The sequence below is a fragment of the Streptomyces sp. DS1-CR2 genome, assembly GCF_055760475.1.
Window position 1 is genome coordinate 5,421,253 of sequence record NZ_CM147085.1, and the last position, 21,887, is coordinate 5,443,139.

At 67.8% G+C, this 21,887-nt stretch carries 12 protein-coding genes and 1 pseudogene; 9 read left to right on the forward strand and 4 right to left on the reverse strand.

The genetic code is table 11. The features are described from left to right. Positions 1-61 precede the first annotated feature (61 nt). Positions 62-619, forward strand: coding sequence for a hypothetical protein (locus ACY0PA_RS26060; RefSeq protein WP_473080048.1), 558 nt, complete (start codon positions 62-64; stop codon positions 617-619). Beyond that, positions 619-1,383, forward strand: a complete 765-nt coding sequence (locus tag ACY0PA_RS26065) for a hypothetical protein (protein WP_473080049.1) — start codon at positions 619-621, stop codon at positions 1,381-1,383. Before ACY0PA_RS26060 ends, ACY0PA_RS26065 begins: the two co-directional genes overlap by 1 nt. Before the next feature lie 278 nt (positions 1,384-1,661). Here ACY0PA_RS26065 and ACY0PA_RS26070 read toward each other — a convergent pair whose 3' ends face one another. The 3 genes from ACY0PA_RS26070 to ACY0PA_RS26080 all read right to left on the reverse strand — a co-directional run bounded on the left by ACY0PA_RS26070 (position 1,662) and on the right by ACY0PA_RS26080 (position 7,571). Continuing rightward, positions 1,662-4,304 carry an FG-GAP-like repeat-containing protein gene (locus ACY0PA_RS26070; protein ID WP_473080050.1) on the reverse strand — a complete coding sequence of 881 codons (2,643 nt, stop codon included), beginning with the start codon at positions 4,302-4,304 and terminating at the stop codon, positions 1,662-1,664. Positions 4,305-4,560: 256 nt separating this feature from the next. Then, positions 4,561-6,957, reverse strand: a complete 2,397-nt coding sequence (locus tag ACY0PA_RS26075; protein ID WP_473080051.1) for an N-acetylmuramoyl-L-alanine amidase — start codon at positions 6,955-6,957, stop codon at positions 4,561-4,563. After that, positions 6,954-7,571: a hypothetical protein gene (locus tag ACY0PA_RS26080; RefSeq protein ID WP_473080052.1), complete on the reverse strand. Its 618-nt coding sequence runs from the start codon at positions 7,569-7,571 to the stop codon at positions 6,954-6,956. The genes ACY0PA_RS26075 and ACY0PA_RS26080 overlap by 4 nt, the downstream gene beginning before the upstream one ends. Positions 7,572-7,826: 255 nt before the next feature. On the opposite strand from ACY0PA_RS26080, the gene ACY0PA_RS26085 reads away from it, so the two are divergent. From ACY0PA_RS26085 to ACY0PA_RS26095, 3 genes are all read left to right on the forward strand, one after another. Further along, on the forward strand, positions 7,827-9,281 hold the full coding sequence (locus ACY0PA_RS26085) for an FG-GAP-like repeat-containing protein (RefSeq protein WP_473080053.1): 1,455 nt from the start codon (positions 7,827-7,829) through the stop codon (positions 9,279-9,281). 1,407 nt (positions 9,282-10,688) lie between these two features. Continuing rightward, entirely contained in the window at positions 10,689-18,326 is a 7,638-nt protein-coding gene (locus tag ACY0PA_RS26090) for a DNRLRE domain-containing protein (protein WP_473086430.1), read from the forward strand. Then, on the forward strand, positions 18,323-18,850 hold the full coding sequence (locus tag ACY0PA_RS26095) for a hypothetical protein (RefSeq protein ID WP_473086619.1): 528 nt from the start codon (positions 18,323-18,325) through the stop codon (positions 18,848-18,850). The genes ACY0PA_RS26090 and ACY0PA_RS26095 overlap by 4 nt, the downstream gene beginning before the upstream one ends. A gap of 188 nt (positions 18,851-19,038) precedes the next feature. Here ACY0PA_RS26095 and ACY0PA_RS26100 read toward each other — a convergent pair. Continuing rightward, positions 19,039-19,245 (reverse strand): annotated as a pseudogene (locus ACY0PA_RS26100) (DUF397 domain-containing protein); the annotation flags it as partial. A gap of 42 nt (positions 19,246-19,287) precedes the next feature. Between ACY0PA_RS26100 and ACY0PA_RS26105 the strand changes: the two are divergent. From ACY0PA_RS26105 to ACY0PA_RS26120, 4 genes are all read left to right on the forward strand, one after another. Beyond that, complete coding sequence (locus tag ACY0PA_RS26105) at positions 19,288-19,815, forward strand: SMI1/KNR4 family protein (RefSeq protein ID WP_473080054.1); 528 nt, start codon at positions 19,288-19,290, stop codon at positions 19,813-19,815. A 105-nt stretch (positions 19,816-19,920) separates the two neighbouring features. Further along, positions 19,921-20,442 (forward strand): YcxB family protein, encoded by a 522-nt coding sequence (locus ACY0PA_RS26110; protein WP_473080055.1) that lies wholly within the window; start codon positions 19,921-19,923, stop codon positions 20,440-20,442. 112 nt (positions 20,443-20,554) lie between these two features. Continuing rightward, positions 20,555-21,112, forward strand: coding sequence for a hypothetical protein (locus ACY0PA_RS26115; protein WP_473080056.1), 558 nt, complete (start codon positions 20,555-20,557; stop codon positions 21,110-21,112). A 17-nt stretch (positions 21,113-21,129) separates the two neighbouring features. Beyond that, positions 21,130-21,774 carry a hypothetical protein gene (locus tag ACY0PA_RS26120; RefSeq protein WP_473080057.1) on the forward strand — a complete coding sequence of 215 codons (645 nt, stop codon included), beginning with the start codon at positions 21,130-21,132 and terminating at the stop codon, positions 21,772-21,774. Positions 21,775-21,887 lie beyond the last annotated feature (113 nt).

A 21,887-nucleotide genomic window follows, 5' to 3' on the forward strand; every position in this document is an offset into this window, starting at 1 on the left:
CCGGCACGCAGAGATCCCCGTAGGGACGAAGTGCCGGGTGGGCTGGGAAAGGGCGTACTTCATGAGCCTGGTGGAGCTGATCGCGCAGGCCGACGAGCGGGGTCTCGCGGCCAGCGGTCTCGCCTGCCTCGACCGCTGCGTGCCGCTGCTGGGCGCCGAGGACGACGAGGCGCTGCGCCCGCTGTGGGGAAGCCTCGCCGAGGGCGGCCCGGAGTGGGGCGAGTGCCTGGCGCAGGCGCGGGCCGCGTTCCCGGCCGGGCCGGACGACGACGCGGACGAGGCGTCCGGGCTCGCCCGGCGCATGCTGGCCGCCGTGCCGGACACCCCGTCGGCGCCCGCGCTGCGCGAGTGGGCAGACGCCTGCTCGGTCGGCGCGCTCCAGATCCACCGCATGCTGGACACGATGGAGGACGGCGCGGGCTCGGTACGGTCCCGGCGCGAGGGCAGCACGGACGGCATGTCCCCGCTGGTCGCGGCCGAACTGCGGCGCCAGATCAGGATCCTTGAGCTGCTCGCGGGCCGGGGCGCGGGCGGCCTGCGCCAGGCGCTCGACGTGTCGACGGAAGGCCGGCGCATCCTGCGGGCCGTCGTGTCGCGGCGGGCGCGGGGCCGCGTCTGATGCACGGAATCTCCGGGCCCTCCCCGCGGGCCTGGGCGGCGCTCGCGCTGCCGGTCGCGGCGGCACTCGTCGCGCTGGCCGCACACCGGGGCACGCCGGACGATCCGACGGGCCAACTCCACGTGTTGCCAGGAGTGTTGAAGGATGTCGCGCTGCCCGACGGCAGCACGGCGGCGCTGGCCGGGTGCGGTGCGCCGGGTCCTGTGAGGCCCGTGCCGCGCGGCGAGGGCGAGCAGGCCCCCGCGCCCGCGCTCGTCCTCGCCTCTTACGGGTACTCGCGTTCGGGGCCGGACTTCGAAGGGCCGTATGCCTTCACGGTCAGCGCGGTCATCGACCCTGGACCGCGGCCGCTGAGGCTGACCGCGCCGGTGGGCGGGCGGCGCATCACGGTCGACGTGTACGGGCCGCACGGTGAGGGCCGTATCGCGTCGGCTCGCGGGCTCACGGCGAAGGTGACGAAGGGGGCGAAGCGCCGGTCCGTGCCGCCGACTTCGGGCGCCTACCGCTTCACCGACATCGGGAACCTGGATCTGGAGATCGAGCTGCCCGAACGGGCGGTCTGTCCGGGACATACGCGGGCGGACATCGGCAGCTGCGCGCCCTCGCACACGAACCGGATCGAGGACTGCCCCGTCGTCGCGGTCACGCTCGCCGACGAGGCGGTCCGTGCGCAGCGCGCGCTGGTCGAGGGGGCCAAGAGCCTCAAGCGGTACAGCGACCGGCTCGTGGCGGTGTCGTTCGAGGAGAACGCCGCCGGGGTCTGAGCACACGGATCCGACGACACAGACCCGAACGGACCTGAACGGACCCGAACGGAACCGGGCCCGGCCGCCCCCTCCTGCGGTCGGGTCCGCTTCCGTGGAAGGTAGTGAGTAACCCATCCGGGCGCGGCGGCGCAAGTACGGGCGCAAAGCGGGCATGGCCGTCGGGGGCCGAAACGGCTCTCGCCGCGCGGTTGCCCGAGAGTGTCGGGAGCCGCGCGGCGAGAGGTTCTGGCGCCTGCAGAGGTGCCATGGGGTCGTACAGGTGGTACGGGTGGTGCCTACGGGGCCAGCGTGGTGCCCAGGCGGGCGCCGGTCGGGGTACCGAGCTGCGTCAGTCCGTAGTACGTGGACGTCGACAGGCCGAGGCCCGTGCTGTTGCTGGGGACGTACAGGAGCGTGCCGTTGCCGGCGTCCTCGCCCGCGGCGCCGATCACCAGGTCCGCGCGGCCGTAGCCGGACAGGTCGGTGAGGGAGACGGCGGAGCCCAGGGTGTCGTCGGTCTCCGTGGAGCCGGGGACGCCGGGCTCGTCCTGCGAGATCGCGAGGGCGCCGGTGCCGGTGAGACCGGTCGACGAGCCCTTGAACAGCAGTGACGTACCCGCGTTGGAACGGTTGCTGGTGCGGGTGATGTCCTCGTTCGGGGCGCCGGCCAGGACGTCCGCGTAGCCGTCGGCGTTGTAGTCGCCGACCGCTACGGAGCTGCCGAGGGCGTCGCCGGACTCGGCCGCGCCCGGGACGCCGGAGGTGGCCTGGTGGATGACCTTGGCGCCGGTGGCGGTGAGGCCGCCGGGCGTCGTGGACGTGATCTTCGAGCCGTAGACCGCGGTGACCTGGCCGCCCGCGTAGGCGCCGGACTCGGCGGTGTAGGGCTGGCCGACGACGATGTCGTCGACGCCGTCGCCGTTGAGGTCGCCGGAGGCGATGGAGCGCCCGCCCTTGACCGTGAGCGTGCCGGCCTTGGTCAGACCGTTCCTGCCGCCCTTGAACCAGACGACCCGGCCGATCGAGGTCGAGTCGCGGTAGTTGAGCGCGACGTCCGCGTAGCCGTCCTGGTTGAAGTCGCCGGAGGTGGCGGCCTCGTAGGCGAGGGCCTTGTCGCCGCTGGTGATGTTGGAGCTGGACTCCTGGCCCTCGGCGTAGCGCGCGGTCCAGGTGCCGCCGGTGCCGGTGGAGGAGGCGAAGACGTCCGCCTTCCCGTCGGCGTTGAAGTCGCCGACCGTCACGGCGGAGCCGTACTTGGCGCCGTTGGCGTAGAAGCCCTCGTCGAGGTTCATCTGCGCGCCGGTGTTCAGGGCCGGTCCGTACAGGATGGTGACCGCGCCGCGGTCGGCGTGCCCGGAGGTGTCGTCCTCGCCGGGCTGGCCGATCGCGAGGTCGGCGTAGCCGTCGCCGTTGACGTCACCTTCGGCGACGGAAGCGCCCCACTGGTCGCCGGGCTCGTTCGAGCCGGGGACACCGGTGCTTGACTGGGTGAGGGTCTTCTTCGCCGTGTACACCGGCCCGTTCGTGCCGCCCGGCACGACGGTGATGGAGCCGCCGGAGGACGCCTTGGGGGTGCCGGCGACGAGGTCGGGCAGGCCGTCGCGGGTCGTGGCCGTCGGCGCGGCGGACGAGTAGATGTCCGACGTGGCGAGGGCGTGCGAGACGCCCGGGGCCGAGGCCAGGGTCCGGATCGTGGAGAGCTGCTTGTACAGGTTGTCACCGGGGCAGAGCGTGGTGCCGGTGTCGCGGTGGCCGAAGACGCGGTCGAGGGTGATCGACTGGCCGAGCGGGATCTTGTTGTCGGACACGCCCTGGTCACCGTTGGACGTCAGCGTGACCTTGCTGTTCGCGGTGATGCCGTACTGGCCGAACTTCCAGGCGACGACGCGGGCGATCGAGTTGAGCGCCGCCTTCGTGGGCTTCGCCGACATGAAGTTGCCGATGTACGAGATGCCGACCGTGTCGGTGTTGAAGCCGTAGTCGTGGGCTCCGTGCACCGGCAGGTCCATGCCGCCGCTGCGGCCCTCGAATATCTGGCCGCACCGGTCGACGAGGAAGTTGTAGCCGATGTCGTACCAGCCCTTGGCCATGTGCTCCTGCTGGATGGTGTGCACCCGCTGGCGCGACTGCGAGCAGGGCACCGTGTTGTCGGGGTCGACACCGGTGTGGTGGATCACGGCGGCCTTGATCGAGTCGTCGTACTCGGGGGTGCCGTTGTACTCCGTGTCCGCGCCCCACTCAGCCTGCGTGATGATCGGCGGCTTGACGACCGTCGACGGGCGGGCGGCCGGGACCGTCTCGGACGGCTCGGGCGACGCGGACGTGCTCGACGACGGGTCGGCGGAGGCCGAGGAGGACGCGGGCGCCGAAGGCGTCGCGGAGTCCGACGCGTCAGCGGCCGGAGCGCTGCTCGCGGGGTCCGCGGACGGGGAGTCGGTGGCGGCGGGAGGTGTCGTGTCCTCGGAGAACGCGGCGGGCTGGGCGGCGCCCGCACCCTTCGCGGGGGCGAGCGTGCCCGGGTCGAGCAACTTGACGTCCATGCCGGACGGCAGGTCGGATGCCGTGCCGTCCTTGGCCACGACCTTCACCTCTACGGCGTCGGAGTCACCGGTCCACACGGACTCGGTGCCGCCGCGGACGCCGCCGTCGGCCTTGGTCTCCTTGCCGTCGGTGCCCAGCTGCTCGACCGGCATGGTCAGCCAGTCCGTCCAGTCGCCGGTCGCGACGTTGCGTCCCCGGACCTGGGCGGTCCCGTCGAGTGTGGTGTGCGGGTTCTTCCACGTGATGACGACGGCGCTGAAGCGGTCCGTCGACTTCTGCGGGACGACCTTGCGGTCGGCGCCCTTGGCGGTGAGCCCGAGTGTGTGGATCGCCGACGCCCGGCGCGGCTCGCCCTGGGGAGACGCTCCGTCGCCCGGGTCGGCCATGGCGTAGGTCATGACTCCCGCCCCGCCCAGGACGACGGCCCCCACCGTCACCCAGGCCCTGCGCTTGAGACTCAGCGGTTTGTACGCATGTGATCTGCGCGCACGCGAATTACGCGGGCTCAAATGCCCCACCCCTCGAAGAAGTTCACAAATGCCACACCCGTCACGCGGGTAGGTGCTCTATTCAGCGATCGACCATCGGGAAACGTCACTGGTTGTGCTGGTGTGCTGTAACTCACCTGGAAGTCGCCTGGAAGTTGCCTGGCGGTCACCTGGTCAGTTCCCTGCCGATACCGGCACCGGCTGTCGTTCCGAGAGCGGTCGGCCCGTACGAGGCTCCCGTTCTGCCGCTCACGGTCATCACGGTCCCGTCGCCCGCGTTCTCGCCCTCGGCGCCGATCGCGAGGCCGGCGACGCCGTCCCCGGTGAGATCGGAGACAGTGACGGCGGAACCGAACCGGTCACCGGCCTCGGCCGCGCCCGGCACCGGGCCCGAACCTTGGACGTACGCGACCGCACCCGCCACGCCCAGCCCGTCCGCGCCACCGCGCAGCAGGAACGCGCGGCCCGCACCGGAGTCGTCACCGGGCGCACCGGCGAGCACGTCGGCGTACCCGTCGCCGTCCGTGTCGCTCACGGCCACGGAGGCACCCAACTCGCCCCCGCCGTACGCCCCTTCGAGCTCGCCGCGGGCGACGACGCCCGCACCGGTCGTCGTGAGGCCGTCCGCCGAGCCGTGGTACGTGGCGATCTCTCCACCGTCCGCCACGTCGGGCCGACCCACGACCAGGTCGGCGAAGCCGTCGCCATTCAGGTCGCCGGACGAGAGGGAGCGTCCGCCCGCGCCCGCGAGGACGGAGGGCTCGGACGTCCGCAGGCCGCTCGACGACCCGCGCAGCACGACGAGCGGCCTCTCGCCGGCCGCCGAACGGAACGTGATCGCCGCGTCCTCGAACCCGTCGTGATCGAAGTCCCCAGTGGCGACGGCCGGTTCCTGCACGGGCCCGTCCGAGAGCGCGACGGGAGAGGAGAAGGTGCGGTCGGAGCCGTCGACGGTCCAGGCGCGCCCGGCGCCGGGCGAGACCGCGAGGATGTCGTCGCCGCCACCCCCGTCGAAGTCGCCGGTGGCGAGCGCGGCCCCGAACCGCGCGCCGCTCGTGCGCACCGCGGCCGGCTCGTTGATCATTCCGGCCTGTCCGGTGAGCCCGTTCGCGGTGCCGCGCAGCACGCTCACGCCGCCCTCGTCGCTCGCGCCCGCGGTGACCTCCTCGCCGGGCGACGCGACCACGAGGTCGGTGTACCCGTCGTGGTCCAGGTCGCCGTACGCGGTCGCGGAGCCGAAGCCGTCGCCGGCCTCGGAGCCGCCGGGCACGCCCTCGGACTCCTGCGTGACGACGGCCTTGTTCGCCGCGTAGGGGGAGGTCCGGGCGCCGGGTACGACGGTGACCTGGCCGGCGCCGGCCAGGTTGTTCGCGGTCGCTTTCGGGATGCCGGCGGCCAGGTCGGCATGGCCGTCCCCGTTCACATCGGCACCCTTGGCGGGCGAGTTCTTCGACGCCGCGAGCGTGCGGATGGCGGGCAGGTCGCCGTAGAGGTTGTTGCCGGGGCACTCCGTCGGGTAGCCGTCGCGATGCCCGGAGATCCGGTTCATCGTCACCAGCTGCCCTTGCGTGAACTTCCCGTTGTCCGCACCGGCGGCCATCACGACGCTGCCCGCCGGATTGATCCCGTACAACCCGAGCTTCCAGGCCGCGAGTTGGGCGATCGCGTCGCGCACCCCGGGGGTGGAGGTCGCGGTGTTGAAGTCGCCGAGGACGGCGACACCGCTCGTGTCCGTGTTGAAGCCGTAGGTGTGGGCGCCGTAGACGGGCTTGTCGACGCCGCCCGCACGCCCCTCGAACACGTTCCCGCACTTGTCGACGAGGAAGTCGTAGCCGATGTCGTTCCAGCCGTTGCTCTTCACGTGGTACGTGAGAATGCCGCGGATGATCGACGCGGACTCGGCGCACGTGTAGTCGTTCGTCCCGGCCGTGTGGTGCACGAACACGGCCTTCGTGTCGGTCGTGTACGTCGGCGGGTCGGCGACGATCGACTCGTCGGCGCCCCAGCCGGCGCGCGAGGTGATGTCCGGCTGCCCGGCCGCCGAGGCGGTCTTCTCCGTCGATTCCGCGGAGACCCGTGCTCCGGCGTCGGGGTCGACGAGGTCCACGCGCAGCCCGGCGGGCAGCTTCGCGCCGGTGACGCGCGCCTCCACGCCGTCGGACGTGCCGACCCACAGGGGCTGGGTCCCACCGCGCACGCCGGCCTTCGTACGGTCGGGGCCCGACTCCGGTGCGTGGACATCGAGTTCGAGCGTGCGCCAGGCCGACCAGCGCCCGGTCTCCGCGCTGCGGGTACGGATCTCGGCGCTGCCGTCACCGAGCGTGGCGTCGGGGTCGGACCAGGTGACGCCGAGCATGCTGAACGGCTCGGTCGAACGGGCGGTGAGGACGCCCCTGCCGGGGTCGGTCCCGTCCGGTACGGCGACGGTGTGGACGGCTCCCTTGTGCACGGTGGCATGCGCGGCGGCGGGCTGCGACCGCCCCGACAGGGAGACGACGCTGAGCACGACGGCGGCGGCGAGCGCGGTACGGGCGGCCTGGTGGCCGAGACTCGGGTACATCATTGCTCTCCCTGCGCGCTCGCCGGGGATTCGGAGACCTCGGGCGCTGGCAGCTCGCCCTGGCACGTGGCGCGGCCGAACTTGCCGTAGGCGGTGGCTGTTTGGACGTGCTTGCCGCGGACAGCGAGCTGGCAGCTGGCCCGCCCGCCCTTCTCGCCGAGTGTGATGGTCACGATGGGCGGCTTGCCGAGCGGCACGCGCACCGTCTTCTTCCACGGCAACGTGACGCCGCGCGCGGCGACTGCCTTCCCCGACTCGCTGCGGGCCTGCCAGGTGAGATCGGCGGTGCCTTCGCCACTGACCTCGTACGTCACAGAGGCGGTGGGGACGTGACGCTCGGGCTTCTCGTCCGTGTCGAGCACTCCGTAGAGCACGAGTCCGGCACAGGCGGCGACGAGAACACCGCAGACGGCAATGCCGCGCCGGTCAACTCCCTTGTCACTCTTGGCTTCGTCCGCGTCCTCATACTCGTCCGAGGGTTTCGCCTCCTTCGCTCCCGCAGTGTCCTCAGTGTCCTTGGTGCCCGCGGCTTCGTCGTGCGCCTCGGATTCTTCGGTGGACGCTTCGGCCGTGTCGGTGGATTCGGTCGGCTCTGGCTGTTCGGACGACGATGGCATGGGCCTGGCTTTCGTGAGGCGAGCATTCCTCGCGCGAATGCGTCGCGCTCGGCGGAGAACCGGGCGGTTATACCGCATGCGGGAGCGGCCGTTCCAGTGTCCGGAACAAGCGGGCGAATGGGACGGAGCCCAAACGTACTCACAACGCCCCTCGCAACGCCTCGCGGAACGACCCGAATTGTGCCCGCAGTTGACCCGCCCCCGTTTAGGTGAATAGAAACCCCGCCATCGTTTATCCCCTTCGGAATGGTGAACATGACCAGTCGTCATCAGGCTCTCCGGGTGGCCGTCGTCACGGCCGCTGCCGCGGGCGCGCTCGTCCTCTCGGTGCCGCAGTCCTTCGCCGCCGCGGCGGCCCCCACGGCCGACTTCAACAAGGACGGCAAGGCCGACCTGGCCGTCGGCATCCCCGCGTACACGGACGGCGCCGCGACCGGGGCGGGCGCCGTATCCGTCGTGCCCGGAGCCGCTTCCGGCCCGAACGGTGCCTCGAAGATCTTCCTCACCCAGAACAGCACGATGGGCGGCACGGCGATCCCCGGCACGTCGGAGACCGGCGACAACTTCGGCTCGGCGACCGCGTACGGCGACATCAACGGCGACGGGTACGCCGACCTGGCCGTCGCGGCCTCCGGCGAGGACGACACGACGGGCCACAACGACATCGGCGGCATCACGCTGCTGTACGGCTCCGCGTCCGGCTTCACCGCAGACCCGACGATGTACCACCTGCCGACCGCACTGCGATACAACGGCCAGTCCTGCGGCACGAAGATGTCGATCGGCGACTTCAATGCCGACGGCAAGGCGGACGTGCTCGCCTTCTGTGCGGGCAGCAACAGCGTCATGACGATCGACGGCGCCACCAAGGCCGTCCGCACCAACGCCGTTCAGCCGTCCCAGTTCGGCAACCCCCTCGAAGGGTCCGACGTCGCGGCGGGCGACGTGAACGGCGACGGGTACGTGGACGCAGTAGTCACGTACATGATCAACGACGGCGGGCAGTACCTGAAGGTCATCCCCGGTACGGCGACCGGTCTCAACTTCGCCGGGATCACCACGGTTCCGAACGCGTTCGGCGCCAACTCGCTCGCAACGGGTGACGTCAACGGCGACGGCGTGGACGACGTGGTCGCGGGCATGGTCGGCGGCAACTTCGGTGGCCAGGTCGTCGCGTACTACGGCGCCGCGACCGGCCTGGACGCGTCCCGCTCGACCGGGCTCAGCCAGGACAGCGACTACGTGCCCGGCTCGGCGGAGTCCTCCGACAACCTCGGCGCGTCGGTCGCCGTGGCGGACACCGACGGCGACGGCATCGACGACGTCCTGGCCGGCGTCCCCGGCGAGGACCTCAACGAGGCCGACCCGTATGACGCCGACCAGGGCGACGTCCTGCTCCTCAAGGGCTCGTCCAACGGCCTGACCGGGGATGGCTCGGCCCTGTACAGCACGGACACCGCCGGTGTTCCCGGTGCCGCCGAGGCGGGCGACGAACTCGGTGCCGCCGTGGGCCTCGCGGACTTCACGGGCGACGGCCGCGTGGACCTCGCCATCGGCTCCCCGGGCGAGAACACCGGCGACGGCACGGTGCTCACCCTCAACAACAGCGCCACCGGACCGGTCACGACCTCTGGCCTCTACTTCGGCCCCGTGACCCTGGGCATGACGACCGGCAGTGGATTCGGCATCGGCCGGGTCCTGGCCCCCTGACCGGCTGAATTCTCCGGCTGTATACCGGCCCGGCACGCGCGTGGAGCGGGTGCCGGGGCTAGATCATCTCCGGATGATCCGACCCGTGACGGGCCAACTGCCCGATTGATTCCCTCTGTTGACATGACCATGTGCGCCTGATTAGAAATCGTCCGCCCACGAAGGAGAAAACCAGAAACCGACCGACGCATGCCCGGAAGGCCTCTTCGGCCATGGGCCTTCCGGACCTACGTCGGTCAATCCGCGCTGCCCAGATGCCGACCCTCCCGAGTGGCACACACACCAGACGTCCGGACGCAATCGCCGTTCGGAGATCAGGCGTGCCCGCATTACGTGCGCAGGGAATACCGCACGGAAGGCGGGCGTGCCGCAAAGGAAAGGGCACAGGACGTGAAAGTCCGCTATGGGAGATTGATCTCCTGCCTTGTGGTGTCGGCGGTGGCGAGTACCGCACTGCCGCAGATCGCCTACGCCTCCGCGCCGGGTTCCGGCAAGCACGGAGACGACAAGGGCGTCTTCGACACGGTCAAGGGCTGGTTCTCGGACGACGACGGCGAGGATCAGGCCAAACCGCCGACGGGCGGGAAGCTGGAGATAGCCAGTCGCGAGAAGCTCCCGAAGGGCAAGAAGGCCGCTAAGCCCAAGCGGGTCAAGGAGCTGACGTCCCGCCGCACGGAGCACGCGCGCTTCTGGCAGCTGTCCAACGGGCAGATCCAGGCCGAACTCTCCCAGGTGCCGACGGCGTACCCCACGGGTTCGGGCAAGAAGAAGTCGTGGAAGTCGATCGACACGGGTGTCGGCTCGACGAAGGCCAAGGGCTTCGACTTCGCCAACACGTCCAACTCTGGGCGCAGTTGGTTCGGTTCGGACCCGGACAAGCTGCTGAAGTTCCAGGCGGGCGCGGACGGTCCGGCGGTGACGCTGGGTCTCAAGGGTGCCGCGAAGTCCGTCGATCCGGCGGCCAAGGGTTCGACCGTGGTCTACAAGGACGCGGCGACCGGCGGTGCGGACCTGGAGTACCGGGTCGGTCCTGGCCGGGTGAAGGAGAACATCGTCCTGGCGAAGGCGCCGGACGGACCCGTCTCCTACACCTTCACCCTCGACACGGACGGTCTGACGCCGAAGGCCCGCAAGAACGGCTCGATCGAGCTGTACGGCGAACTGCCGAACACGCCGGTCATGACGATCCCGGCCGCGTACATGTCGGATACCCGCAAGGACGCGGACTCCCCGTACGGGGTGGCGTACAGCCCCAAGGTCAAGCAGAAGCTGAAGCGGGACGGCAAGAACTGGACCATCGAGGTCACGCCGGATGCCAAGTGGCTGGCGTCGCCGAAGCGGCAGTACCCGGTGTCGATCGACCCGACGATCACGATCACGCCGACTCCGTCGCAGTCGCAGGACACGATGGTCCTCTCGGACCAGCCGACGGCGAACTTCAACAACACCTGGAAGATGTCCGTCGGCAAGACCGACACGGGTATCGCGCGGTCGCTGATCCAGTTCCCGCTGGACGAGATCCCGGCGGGGACGAAGATCGACTCGGCGCGTCTGGGCATGTACTTCGACCAGGCGCACACCACTAATGCCAATGACGTCACGATGGAGGTCCACCGGGCCACCGGGCCGTGGACCGAGTCGGACGCCACCTGGTCCAAAACCAGCACGCTGTCGGGTGAGCTCTCCGGCACCACCGTCCAGATCGATGACGGCGACACCGGTACGGCCGCCGTCGGCGAGTGGCCCCGGGCGACGACGACCGGCGGCGCGGCGACCAACGACGACTTCGCCTACAACAAGAACAGCCTGACCGGCGAGACGTACACCTGGCAGCCGCAGATCGCGGAGACGGCGTCCTACCGGGTCGAGGCGCACTTCCCGCCGGCCTCGGACGGGGCGACAGCGGCGCCGTACACGATCACTCATCGGGACGGCACCGGGACCGGGACCGTCAACCAGTCGGGCACGGCGGCCGCGTGGAAGACGGTGAACAGCACCCAGTTCTACTTCTCCAAGGGCAACGCGGGGAAGATCGTTCTGGGGGACACCGGCAGTTCCACGACCCGCAACATCGCCGACTCGATCCGCCTGGTGAACCCGGCCCAGATCGTGAAGGACACGGGCGAGTACAACCAGTGGCACGACTTCGCGGTGACGGACACCGTGCAGAAGTGGGTCTCGGGCACGGCCACGAACAACGGCTTCGTGATCCAGGCGAAGGACGACACGCTGGCCGCGACGCCCACCGGTGGTCCGCGGTACGAGTCCGGTGACGGCGACTACGGCGGCGAGACGTCCTCGTACCCGCGCCTGACCGTCACGTACGGCAAGGTCGGCTCGGCACTCAACTCGCCGACGATCGTGCACGACACGGGCCCGGAGCTGTCCTGGTCGAAGTACACCAACTCGACCGGCGACACCGGCCAGGACATCGTCGAGTACCAGCTGCACCGCTCCACGCAGCAGGTCTTCACGCCGAGCGCGGCCACGCTGGTGGCCCCGGTCGACAAGGCGACCACGGCCTACACCGACACCACCGCGACACCGACACCCGACTCGTCCACGGACGAGATCGGCCGCTTGTACTACTACCAGATCGCGGTGAAGACAAAGGACGGCTCCCTCATCGGGTCGCCCACACGCATCGTCGGCGTGCCGAAGGCCGGCCGGACGATGAAGCTGATCCAGGGCACGGCGGGCGGCGTCACCGACACCACCCTCTCGTCCCAGCAGCCGACCACCAACGAGGACACGATCCTCTCGTACACGCCACAGAAGTGGCTGAGCGTCGGCAACAACTCGGGCACGTACGGCAAGACGCGTTCGGCGCTGAAGTTCCCGACGAGTTCGATCCCGGCAACGGCGACGGTCCTCGACTCCAAGCTCTACATGTGGGGCGCCGAGACGACGACCGACACCGACGGCGCGATCTATGAACTCCACGGCCTGAACAAGGACTTCGACGAGACGGCGGCGACCTGGAACAACGCCACGTCGACCACTCCGTGGACGGCGCCGGGCGGCGACTTCTCCGCCACGGTGTCCGACACGGTCGCGCAGGTCTCCGAGGTCGGCCGGCATTGGTGGGACGCCACGTCGCTCACGCAGGGCTGGGTGAAGACCCCGTCCAGCAACAAGGGCGCGATGGTCAAGCTGGCCAACGAGGCCACCGGGCCCCAGGAGCGCACCCTGTTCCTGTCATCGGAGACCGCCGACCAGCAGCTCGGCCCGCTGCTTCGCGTGATCTACGTGGACGCCACGTCGGAGAACACGTACTACGCGCCGCAGACGCCGGCCCGGATGACGCCGAACTCCACGTACACGGTGGACGTGACGGTCACGAACACGACCGGTACCGAATGGCTCGCGGGTGAGCGGCAGCTGTCGTACACCTGGAAGCTGCCCGACGGCACGGATGTCACCAACGGCGGCAACCAGCTGTCCACGGCGATCCCGAACCTGAAGCCGGCCCAGTCGGCGACGGTGCACGCGCAGGTCAAGACGCCGATCAACTCGGACGAGGGCAACAAGCGCACGGACTACGTCCTCGGCTGGGACGTCAAGAAGGTGTCGGACGGCAGCTGGCTGTCCGCGGGCACCGGTGGCATCCCGTCCCTGAAGCAGAACGTGGCGGTCGAGGACCCGACGTCGAACTCGCTGGGCCTGGAGAAGTTCTACTCCTACACAGGCAAGAACACCGGCGCCGGGTCCACGGTCATGAACAACCTGTCCTCCGGCAACGCGGTCTGGTCGTACAACGCGTTCACGAACCCGGGCCGCGGCTTCAGCACCTTTGCCCGGTTCTCGTACAACTCGCTCGACACGTCGGACACGGTGCTCGGCGCGGGCTGGTCGGGGCAGGCGGCGGGGCCCATTCGCCTCGGCGCGCCGCTGGACTTCCACCCGAACCCGAACCCGACGGAGATCCGTCTCCCGGACGGTGACGGCACCACGCACGTCTTCGCCAAGCAGGGCGACGGCACGTGGAAGGCCCCTGCGGGTGTCCACTACAAGGTCACGATGAAGTCGGGCCTGGACTGCACGCCGAACAAGGACCCGATCCCCGACGCCTGGACGCTCACGCGCCCCGACGGGACCCGGTTCCTCTTCGGTTGCGACGGCTACATGACGTCCGCGATCGACAAGAACGGCAACACGCAGACGTACACGTACGAGACGCACAAGGCGGGTGGCAAGCCGACCAAGTACCTCGCGTACATCACCGACCCCGCGGGCCGGCAGACGCTGACTGTCACGTACTTCGACAAGTCGACGGCGCCGTTCCCGAAGGTCGCCGACCACGTCCAGTCGATGACCGACATCTCGGGCCGCAAGGTCACCTTCGAGTACTCGGACAAGGCGCTGCTGACGAAGATCACTGACGGCGCGGGTTCGTCCCAGTCGAAGGTGTTCGGCTTCACCTACGACGCCACGCAGGGCAACAAGAACGTCAAGCTGGTCCAGGTCGACGACCCGCGCGGCAAGGCCACGAAGCTCGACTACTTCGCGCCGAAGACCGGCGATGACCCGAAGTACCACTGGTGGACGAAGACGATCACGGACCGTCTCAACGGGACGACCGGCTTTGCGTATGCGGTGAACGCCACGAACGCGAAGTTCGTCGACACCACGGTCACGGATGCCGAGTCCCGCGCGATGAAGTACACGACGGATGATTTCGGGCGTCCGGTGCAGACGACTAACGCCAAGTCGCAGGTCACCAAGATGAGTTGGGACGCGGACAACAACGTCACGTATCTGGAGGAGGACAACGGGGCGAAGACCGCTTACTGCTACGACCAGAAGACGGGCTACCCGCTGTGGTCGCGGGACGCGGAGAACAACAAGGGTGGCGTGCCGCCGTCGTCGGACTGCGCGCCCGGTACGTATCCGGCGAACTCGGCGCAGTACACGTACCAGACGCGCCTCGACGGATTCTCCGCCGACCTGTTCACCAAGACCTCCCCGGAGGGGCGTAAGTGGCAGTTTGGGTATGACTCGTTCGGGAACCTGAAGACGGTCACGGACCCGAAGGGTGTCGCCACGACTGGTACGTCGGGCGACTACACCACGTCGTACGAGTACGACGCCTACGGTCAAATGAGCAAGGCGACCGACGCCAACGGCAAGGCGACCGTGAACAGCGGCTTCGGGCCGACCGGATATCCGGCGACCATCACGGACGCGCTGAGTAAGTCGACGGCGTACGTGTACGACGAACGCGGTCAGGTCTCCGAGGTGACGGACGCGCTGGGCAAGAAGACCACCCAGACCTACGACGTCTTCGGTCGACCACTGGTCAACACCGTGCCGAAGGACCAGAACGCGGGGGTGCTCATCACCACCCCGGCACCGGTCTACGACGAGAACGACAACATCACCAAGACGACGGCACCCAATGGTGCGGTCTCCACAGCGGTGTACGACGAGGCTGACCAGCTCACCTCGGCGACGGCACCGGCGAACAACCAGACCGACCCGCGCAAGACGGTCTACGGGTACGACAAGGTCGGCAACCTGAAGACGACGACGGAGCCCAAGGGCTCGCTGACGTCGTCCGACGCCACCGACTACGTGACCACCAATAACTACAACGAGATCTACCAGCTCACCTCGGTGGTGAACTCGGCGACCGACAAGATTTCCTACGCGTACGACAACGTCGGCAACGCCATCAAGGTCGTCGACCCGAAGAAGAACGCCACCAGCGACCCGGACGACTACACGACCAAGACCGACTTCGATCTGAACCACCGGGTCACCACGGTCACGGACGCGGCGGGCAAGTCGTCCTCGCGGACGTACGACAAGGATTCCCTGGTCATCCAGGCCAAGGACACCGAGAACAACGTCTCGTACACGGACTACGACGAGCGGGGTATGAAGAAGGAGGTCCGGGTCCCGTACTCGGGAACCACCTCGATCACATACCGCAAGACGCAGTTCGAGTACGACCAGGTCGGCAACACCACCAAGGTGATCACGCCGCGGGGTACCGCGACGTCCGCCGCGGACGACTTCACGCAGCGCACCGAGTACGACGCCCTGAACCGTCCGGTCAAGCAGTTCCAGCCCTATGACCCGGCGGACGGGCGCTACAACGACCCGAACGTGTACACGCGCACCGACTTCGACGCCGTGGGCCGGGTGTCGAAGACGTCGCTGCCGCCGTCGGAGGGTGAGACGGTCCGCAACGACACGTCGTTCGAGTACTTCGACAACGGCTGGACGAGGAAGTCCACCGACCCGTGGGACATCTCGACGACGTACGAGTACGACAACCTCGGCAAGCAGACGAGCCGGACGCTGTCCTCTGCGGGCGGGTCCTCGGATCGGACCATGTCCTGGTCGTACTACGCGGACGGTTCGCTGAAGTCGAAGTCCGACGACGGTGTGCCGGTGGGCAAGTCTGTGGTCCTGGTCGACAACTCGGACACCCAGAACACGTCATCGACGGGTACGTGGGCGAAGGGTGACATCACTGGTCAGCAGGGTTACGACCACCGCACACACGCGGCGGGCGTGGGCACGGATGCCTTCACGTGGACGCTGAACATTCCGAAGGACGGCACGTACGCCGCGTACGTGAAGTTTCCGACGGTGACCGGCGCCGCGACGACGGCGAAGTACACGCTGACGCACGGTGCGACGACTGAGCCTTCGGTGACCAAGGACCAGAACGCCAACACCGGTACATGGGTGTCGCTGGGCTCGTACAGCCTCAAGCAGGGCGAGGACGCCAAGCTGAAGCTGGACCAGAACAGCGGCGGCATCGCGGTCGCCGACGGTGTGAAGCTGGTGCGCGACACCGCAGGTGATCCTGCCGACACGGAGAAGAAGAACTTCGTGTACGCCTACGACGTCAACGGCAACACGACGTCGATCGACGACACCTCGTCCACCGCGAAGATCGACGCCTATACGGTCGCATACACGGGCCTCAACCAGGTTCAGAAGGTGACCGAGACATCGGCCGGTCAGGAGAAGAAGGCGACCTCCTTCACCTACGACGCCAACGGCCAGCAGGACACGGTCACGCACCCCGACCAGTTCTCCAAGTACACCTACGACCTGCGAGAGTTGGTCAAGACGGTGTCGGTCGGCAAGTCCGCCACGGACGCCTCGCCGAAGGTGACGTCCTACACGTACACAGACCGCGGCCAGGTGCTGAACGAGACCAAGGCCAACACCAACACCGTGGACTACGGCTACTACCTGGACGGCTCGCTGAAGACGACCACGGAGAAGAAGCCGAACGGCACGCTCGTCGCCTCGCACACGTACGACTACGACCCGAATGGCAACAAGGCGCAGGACGTCGCGAAGAAGATGAACGCCGATGATCACGCGGCGTATCTGTCCTCGACGACGGACTACACCTACGACCCGGTTGACCGGCTCGCCAAGTCGGTCAAGACCGGAACCGGCGCGGGCACCGAGTCGTATGTCCACGACTCCAACGCCAACGTAATCAGCCAGAGCGTTCAGGGAACCACCAGTAACTACAACTACGACCGCAACCGGCTCCTGTCAGCGACCACCGGGAGTTCGACGGCGAAGTACACCTACGACCCGTACGGCCGCCAGGAGTCGGTCATGGCCGGCGGAAAGGTGGTCGAGCGGAACGTCTACGACGGGTTCGACCACGTCGTCGACGCGCAGAAGATGGACGGCTCGGGTGCGCTGAAGTCGACGAAGTACACCTTCGACCCGCTGGACCGCACGGCCTCCAAGACGGCGGACGGCAAGACCACCGACTTCGAGTACCTGGGCCTGTCCGACGAGGTCCTGGACGAGAAGGTCGACGGCACGCTGTCCAAGTCGTACCAGTACAGCGCGTGGGGCGAGCGTCTGTCGCAGGTCAAGCACAACGCCGACGGCACCACAGAAGACGGCTACTACGGCTACAACGGCCACACCGACGTCGAGACTGTCACCGACAAGGACGGCGACACCAAGGCGACGTACGGCTACACGGCCTATGGCTCGGACGACAAGTCCGAGTTCACCGGCATTGACAAGCCCGACGCCATCGACCCCACCAAGGAGGCGTACAACCCGTACCGCTACAACGCAAAGCGCTGGGACGCCCAGTCCGGCACGTACGACATGGGTTTCCGCGACTACAACCCGGGCCTCAACCGATTCACCACCCGGGACATGTACAACGGCGCCCTCGCCGACATGAACCTCGGCAGCGACCCGTACACCGGAAACCGTTACGCGTTCGCGGGCGGCAACCCGACCTCCTCGGTGGAGATCGACGGACACTTTGCCGTCGGCGGTGTCATCGACACCATCGAGTCCGTCGCGAAGAGCACCTTCCAGGAAGCCACGAGCGGTGGAGTCAAGGGATTCTTCAAGTTCGGGTTCAAGACCGTCGGGAAGCGCAACCTCGCCAGTGCGGCCATCAGCGTGGTGGCTGATATCGCCGGGTTCGAGAGCCCGTCGGACATGGCAGTCGACTGGATCGCCGACCAGGTCTTCGGGGACGACGACAAGGTCGAGAAGCACTGGGTGGATATCGACCGCGGTGCGAACCGGCCACCGCTGCTGCCCGATACCTCGGGAGGCGCGTGCAACCAGCCGCGCAGTGAGCGGTACAACTATCAGCCGCTTGTGGACGGTGCCCCCACGGGCGCCACGGCAGTCATCTGCCCGCAGGACCTGAAGCCGCCGAACTCACGAGGGAAGCGTCAGGGCTCCTGGAACCCGCCCGGCTATGTGGGCAAGCGTGACAAGGACAACAACTGGATCTTCAACCGGTCTCACATCATCGGTGACCGGTTCAACGGAGCCTGGGTGCGCGAGAACATCTTCACCGGCTTCCGGGAGATGAACGACCCCGGCATGAAGCGGTGCGAGAACAAGATGGCCACTGCCCTGGAGTCGGGACAACCAGTGCTGTACTCGGGGCAGCTGCAATATGGTAATGGCAGGGAGAACATCCCGACCGGCATCACGATGACAGCCACGACCCCGAACGGTGTGCTATTCGCCGGTGTGACGGTGCAGAACGTACCAGGAAGCCAGGTGACCTGTTGAGCCTCCAGCAACTAGAGGAAGCGCTGCCGGAGCTTCTGGACATCCGGGCGGACGAGCCGAGGGGGGTCGACTGGAACTTCCTCGCGGAGGAGACAGGGGTCGTCTTCCCTGCGGACTTCGTCGAACTCGCCGAGGCGTATCCACGCTTCACCGTCGACGAGTTCCTGGGGCTTCACATCCCGACCCCCGGCGAGGAGGAAAATTTCGTCCGGGGAATGAAGGGACTGCTCCGTAACTTGGAAGAGCTACGGGACTCCGGAATGTCGCACGGAAACGTGCCATATCCGGAACCAGGTGGTCTCGTCCCCTGGGGCGACTCCTGTGACGGAGACGTCTTCTTCTGGCGCGCAAATGGCGCGGACCCGCAGTCCTGGACGATTCTCGTCAGCGGTCACAACGACGACTGGTGTGAATTCAAGGGAACCTTGACGGAGTATCTGGCCGGCCTGGTCACGGGGGCAGTGGCGCCTGACGGCCTGCCGCCGGACTTTCCGAGTGCGACACCGGACATCGAAGCCGACTGATCGAGTCGGCAGCGCGTAGACGGGACCGGCCCGCGGGAACATTTCCGCGGGCCGGTTCTCGGTCTGCCCGTGCGGCTGCTGGTGCGCGTGCGTGATGAAGATCGACCAGAGGGTGGGGGCGGAGATGAAGGTGGGGGCGTTCCAGTGTTCTTGGAGTCGCGTACGTGGATTGTGGTCGCGGCGGGCGCCGTTGCTATTTCTACGCAGGCCTCGCCCTCTCCGTCGCTGTACGTCGACTTCCGCCACTCCAGAGCGACTTCGAGGCACTCCTCAAGCACGAACGTCAGTCGGCACGCGGGTGCCCTGGTCAGCAAGGTCTGCGTGGCCAGGCGCGCCTGGACCGAGCGCTCGATCGCCTCGTCCACCATGCTCGGCCTCACTGAACGGAACACCACCCGCGCATACGCCTCTGTCTGCAGCAGCCCATGCAGGACGACATGCTGAGAGTCGAAGAGCTGGAGGCCGCGCTTCCGTCGATGACGCAGTGGCGTGTGCCGGCGGGGCGCAGCATGGACTGGACTGCCCTCGAAGCGGACCTGGGTACGGCGCTGCCGTCCGACTACCGGTCCTTGGCGGAGGCGTATCCGGCGCTGGTCGTCGACGACTTCCTCTTCGTGTCCGTTCCGCGGCCCGGGGTCGAGACGGCATGGGCGTCCGGGGCCAGGGAGTCGGCCGAGATCCTCCAGGATCTGTACGAGATGGGCGACACCGAGGACTACGTCCCCTACCCGCAGCCCGGTGGTCTGTTGCGCTGGGCGGAGTCCAATGAGGGGGACTACCTCTACTGGAGGATGAGCTCACCCGACCCGGACTCCTGGCCCGTGGTGGTGCGTGGAGCCAACGGCGACTGGTCGGAGTTCCCGGTTGGTGCCGTGGAGTTCCTGGCCGGCGTGTACCGGCGGACCATCGACGTGCCGGGCCTGCCCGAGGGCTTCCCGAGTGACGACCCGAAGGTAGTGGCCTGAGCGGTCGCATCGACTGATCGGCGGCTGATCCACAGGCGCATGTGAACAGCGATCGCCCCCAGGGTTCCTGAGGACGATCGTCACTCAGCAGGGATGGGGCCCAAGTTGAACATCAAGCTGTCCTACGAATTGCAACCGAACGAGCTCAGACGTGCCCTCTTGAGGATGGCCCGGCGAAGGCGCATCATCCTGTGGGCCGTCACCATTGTGCTTCTAGTCCTCGGCCTCACTGCCCTGACGCTGGGGGACGGTGACCACGGCCTGGATTCCCCCGGCTCCCTTTGCATAGGCGTCGGGGTGGCGCACGTCCTGCTGCTGACGCTCGTCACAAGAATGCGCGTCAAGAAGCAAGCCTCTCGCCTGTGCAAGCCCACGCAACTTCTTCTCACCGCACATCAGTTCACGATCGAAACGGACCTTGAGCGTGGTGAATTCAAGTGGGCCGCCATCATCAAGATCCGCGAGACGAGGGAAGCTTTCTTGCTTCACTGGTCAGCGCGAATGGCCATCGTGATACCCAAGCGCGCGTTCGCCCCCGGGCAGTTGACTGAGTTCTCGGCATTCGTCGCTGGGTCGGGTGCGGTGCCCTTCAACGGCGCTCCAGTTGCCGGGACCGTGTCTCAGTAGCCGTCGGTCCGCTTGCGTAACCCCAGCCATTGGGTATCTCTGGCCGCAGCGGAGCAGTGCTGAGACTGTTCTTCCGGCTGGCCTCTGAGGTGGCCTCTGAGAGAAGGGAAGCGTGAGCTCGGTGAAGGAGCGCTTTGCACCTCGGCTGGTGGCGACCGCGTGCGTCGCCGCCTTCGCTCTCCTGGGCGCTTCGTGCTCACCCATGTGGGACCACCGCTATGAGCCGAAGCCGGCGCCGGTGGTGGTGAGCGCGGGGGCGGTGACCGGGGACTGGGAGGGCTGGCAGGGCAGCCGGATTACTCTGAAGCGCGGGGGTCGGGCCGAAGTGAAGCTTCTGGACGGCCAGGAGTGGGGCTTCGACGACGGGTGGCGCATGACGGGGAGCGGGCGCTGGAAGCTCGAGAAGGCGAAGGGGGACGATGTGGACGGCCGCAGGCGCGACCAGATCCGGATGTCGATCACGGCGGAGGAGATCGTGATGCGTCGCGAAACCCCTCAGGCGTCCGCCCCGTCCACTGGCGAGGAGCCCTTTACGAAGCCGCCCAGGACGTACGAGTGGGTGATCGACGTGGCGAAGAGGGAAGACGAACTCAACCTGTATTTTCTGACGGGGGATCCGGATGTCCGTGATTACTACCTGCTCAAGCCTTGGGTGGGCGGGGGCAGTTGAGGCTGAGGAGGCTGGGTGTGCTGGCTGACTTCCTCAAGGACTACGCGACGCCCGAATTGAAGCCGCTCGGCATCAAGAAGGGGAGGGGGTTGGAGTATCGGCTTGAGGCAGACTCTGGGGACGTCGCATTTCTGGCCTTCTCGCCCATGCACATCGACCCCTGCGCCGTGGTGTTCTACGCCGAGTGCTCGCTGGTTCCGCAGCCGTACTGGCAGTGGCTGAACAGGAGGCACGCCGAGGCGGGACTGCCTGCGCCTCATCCCTCCGGAGCCCTCGCTTCGTTCCCCGTGGTCCCGCCGGAAGCGGCGGCGCATGCCGCCGATGCGACGGGACTCGCGCGTACCCGATGGGCCTTCAGCGAATGCACGCGTCCGAGCGTCGGCCGTGTTCTTGGTGACGCGCTGGTGTCCGAAGTCGTGCCGAGGCTCCGACAGTTGCTGGTGCGGGAGAACCTTCTGGCGGCCATCCAGTCACCGGCCAGGCCTTCGCTTCGCCGCTGGGGGGTCGTCCAGTCGGAGTTGGTGCTCATGGTTGATGAATATCCGCGTGAGCGGGTGGATGCGCTTCTCGACCAGATCGATGGGTCCTGTCCCATCGTGGACGAATTGATTAAGTGGGTCGCCACGAGACGCGGACGCGTATACACGGACGAGCATCTGTAACGGCCAGAACTGGCGTGAGGTGCGAGACGTGGCCATGGTGCTCAAGCTGCCTCTCTCCGCCCTGGTGACTCGCAGGCCGCCAGCGGATTGGGCGATATGGGATGGGCGGGGGC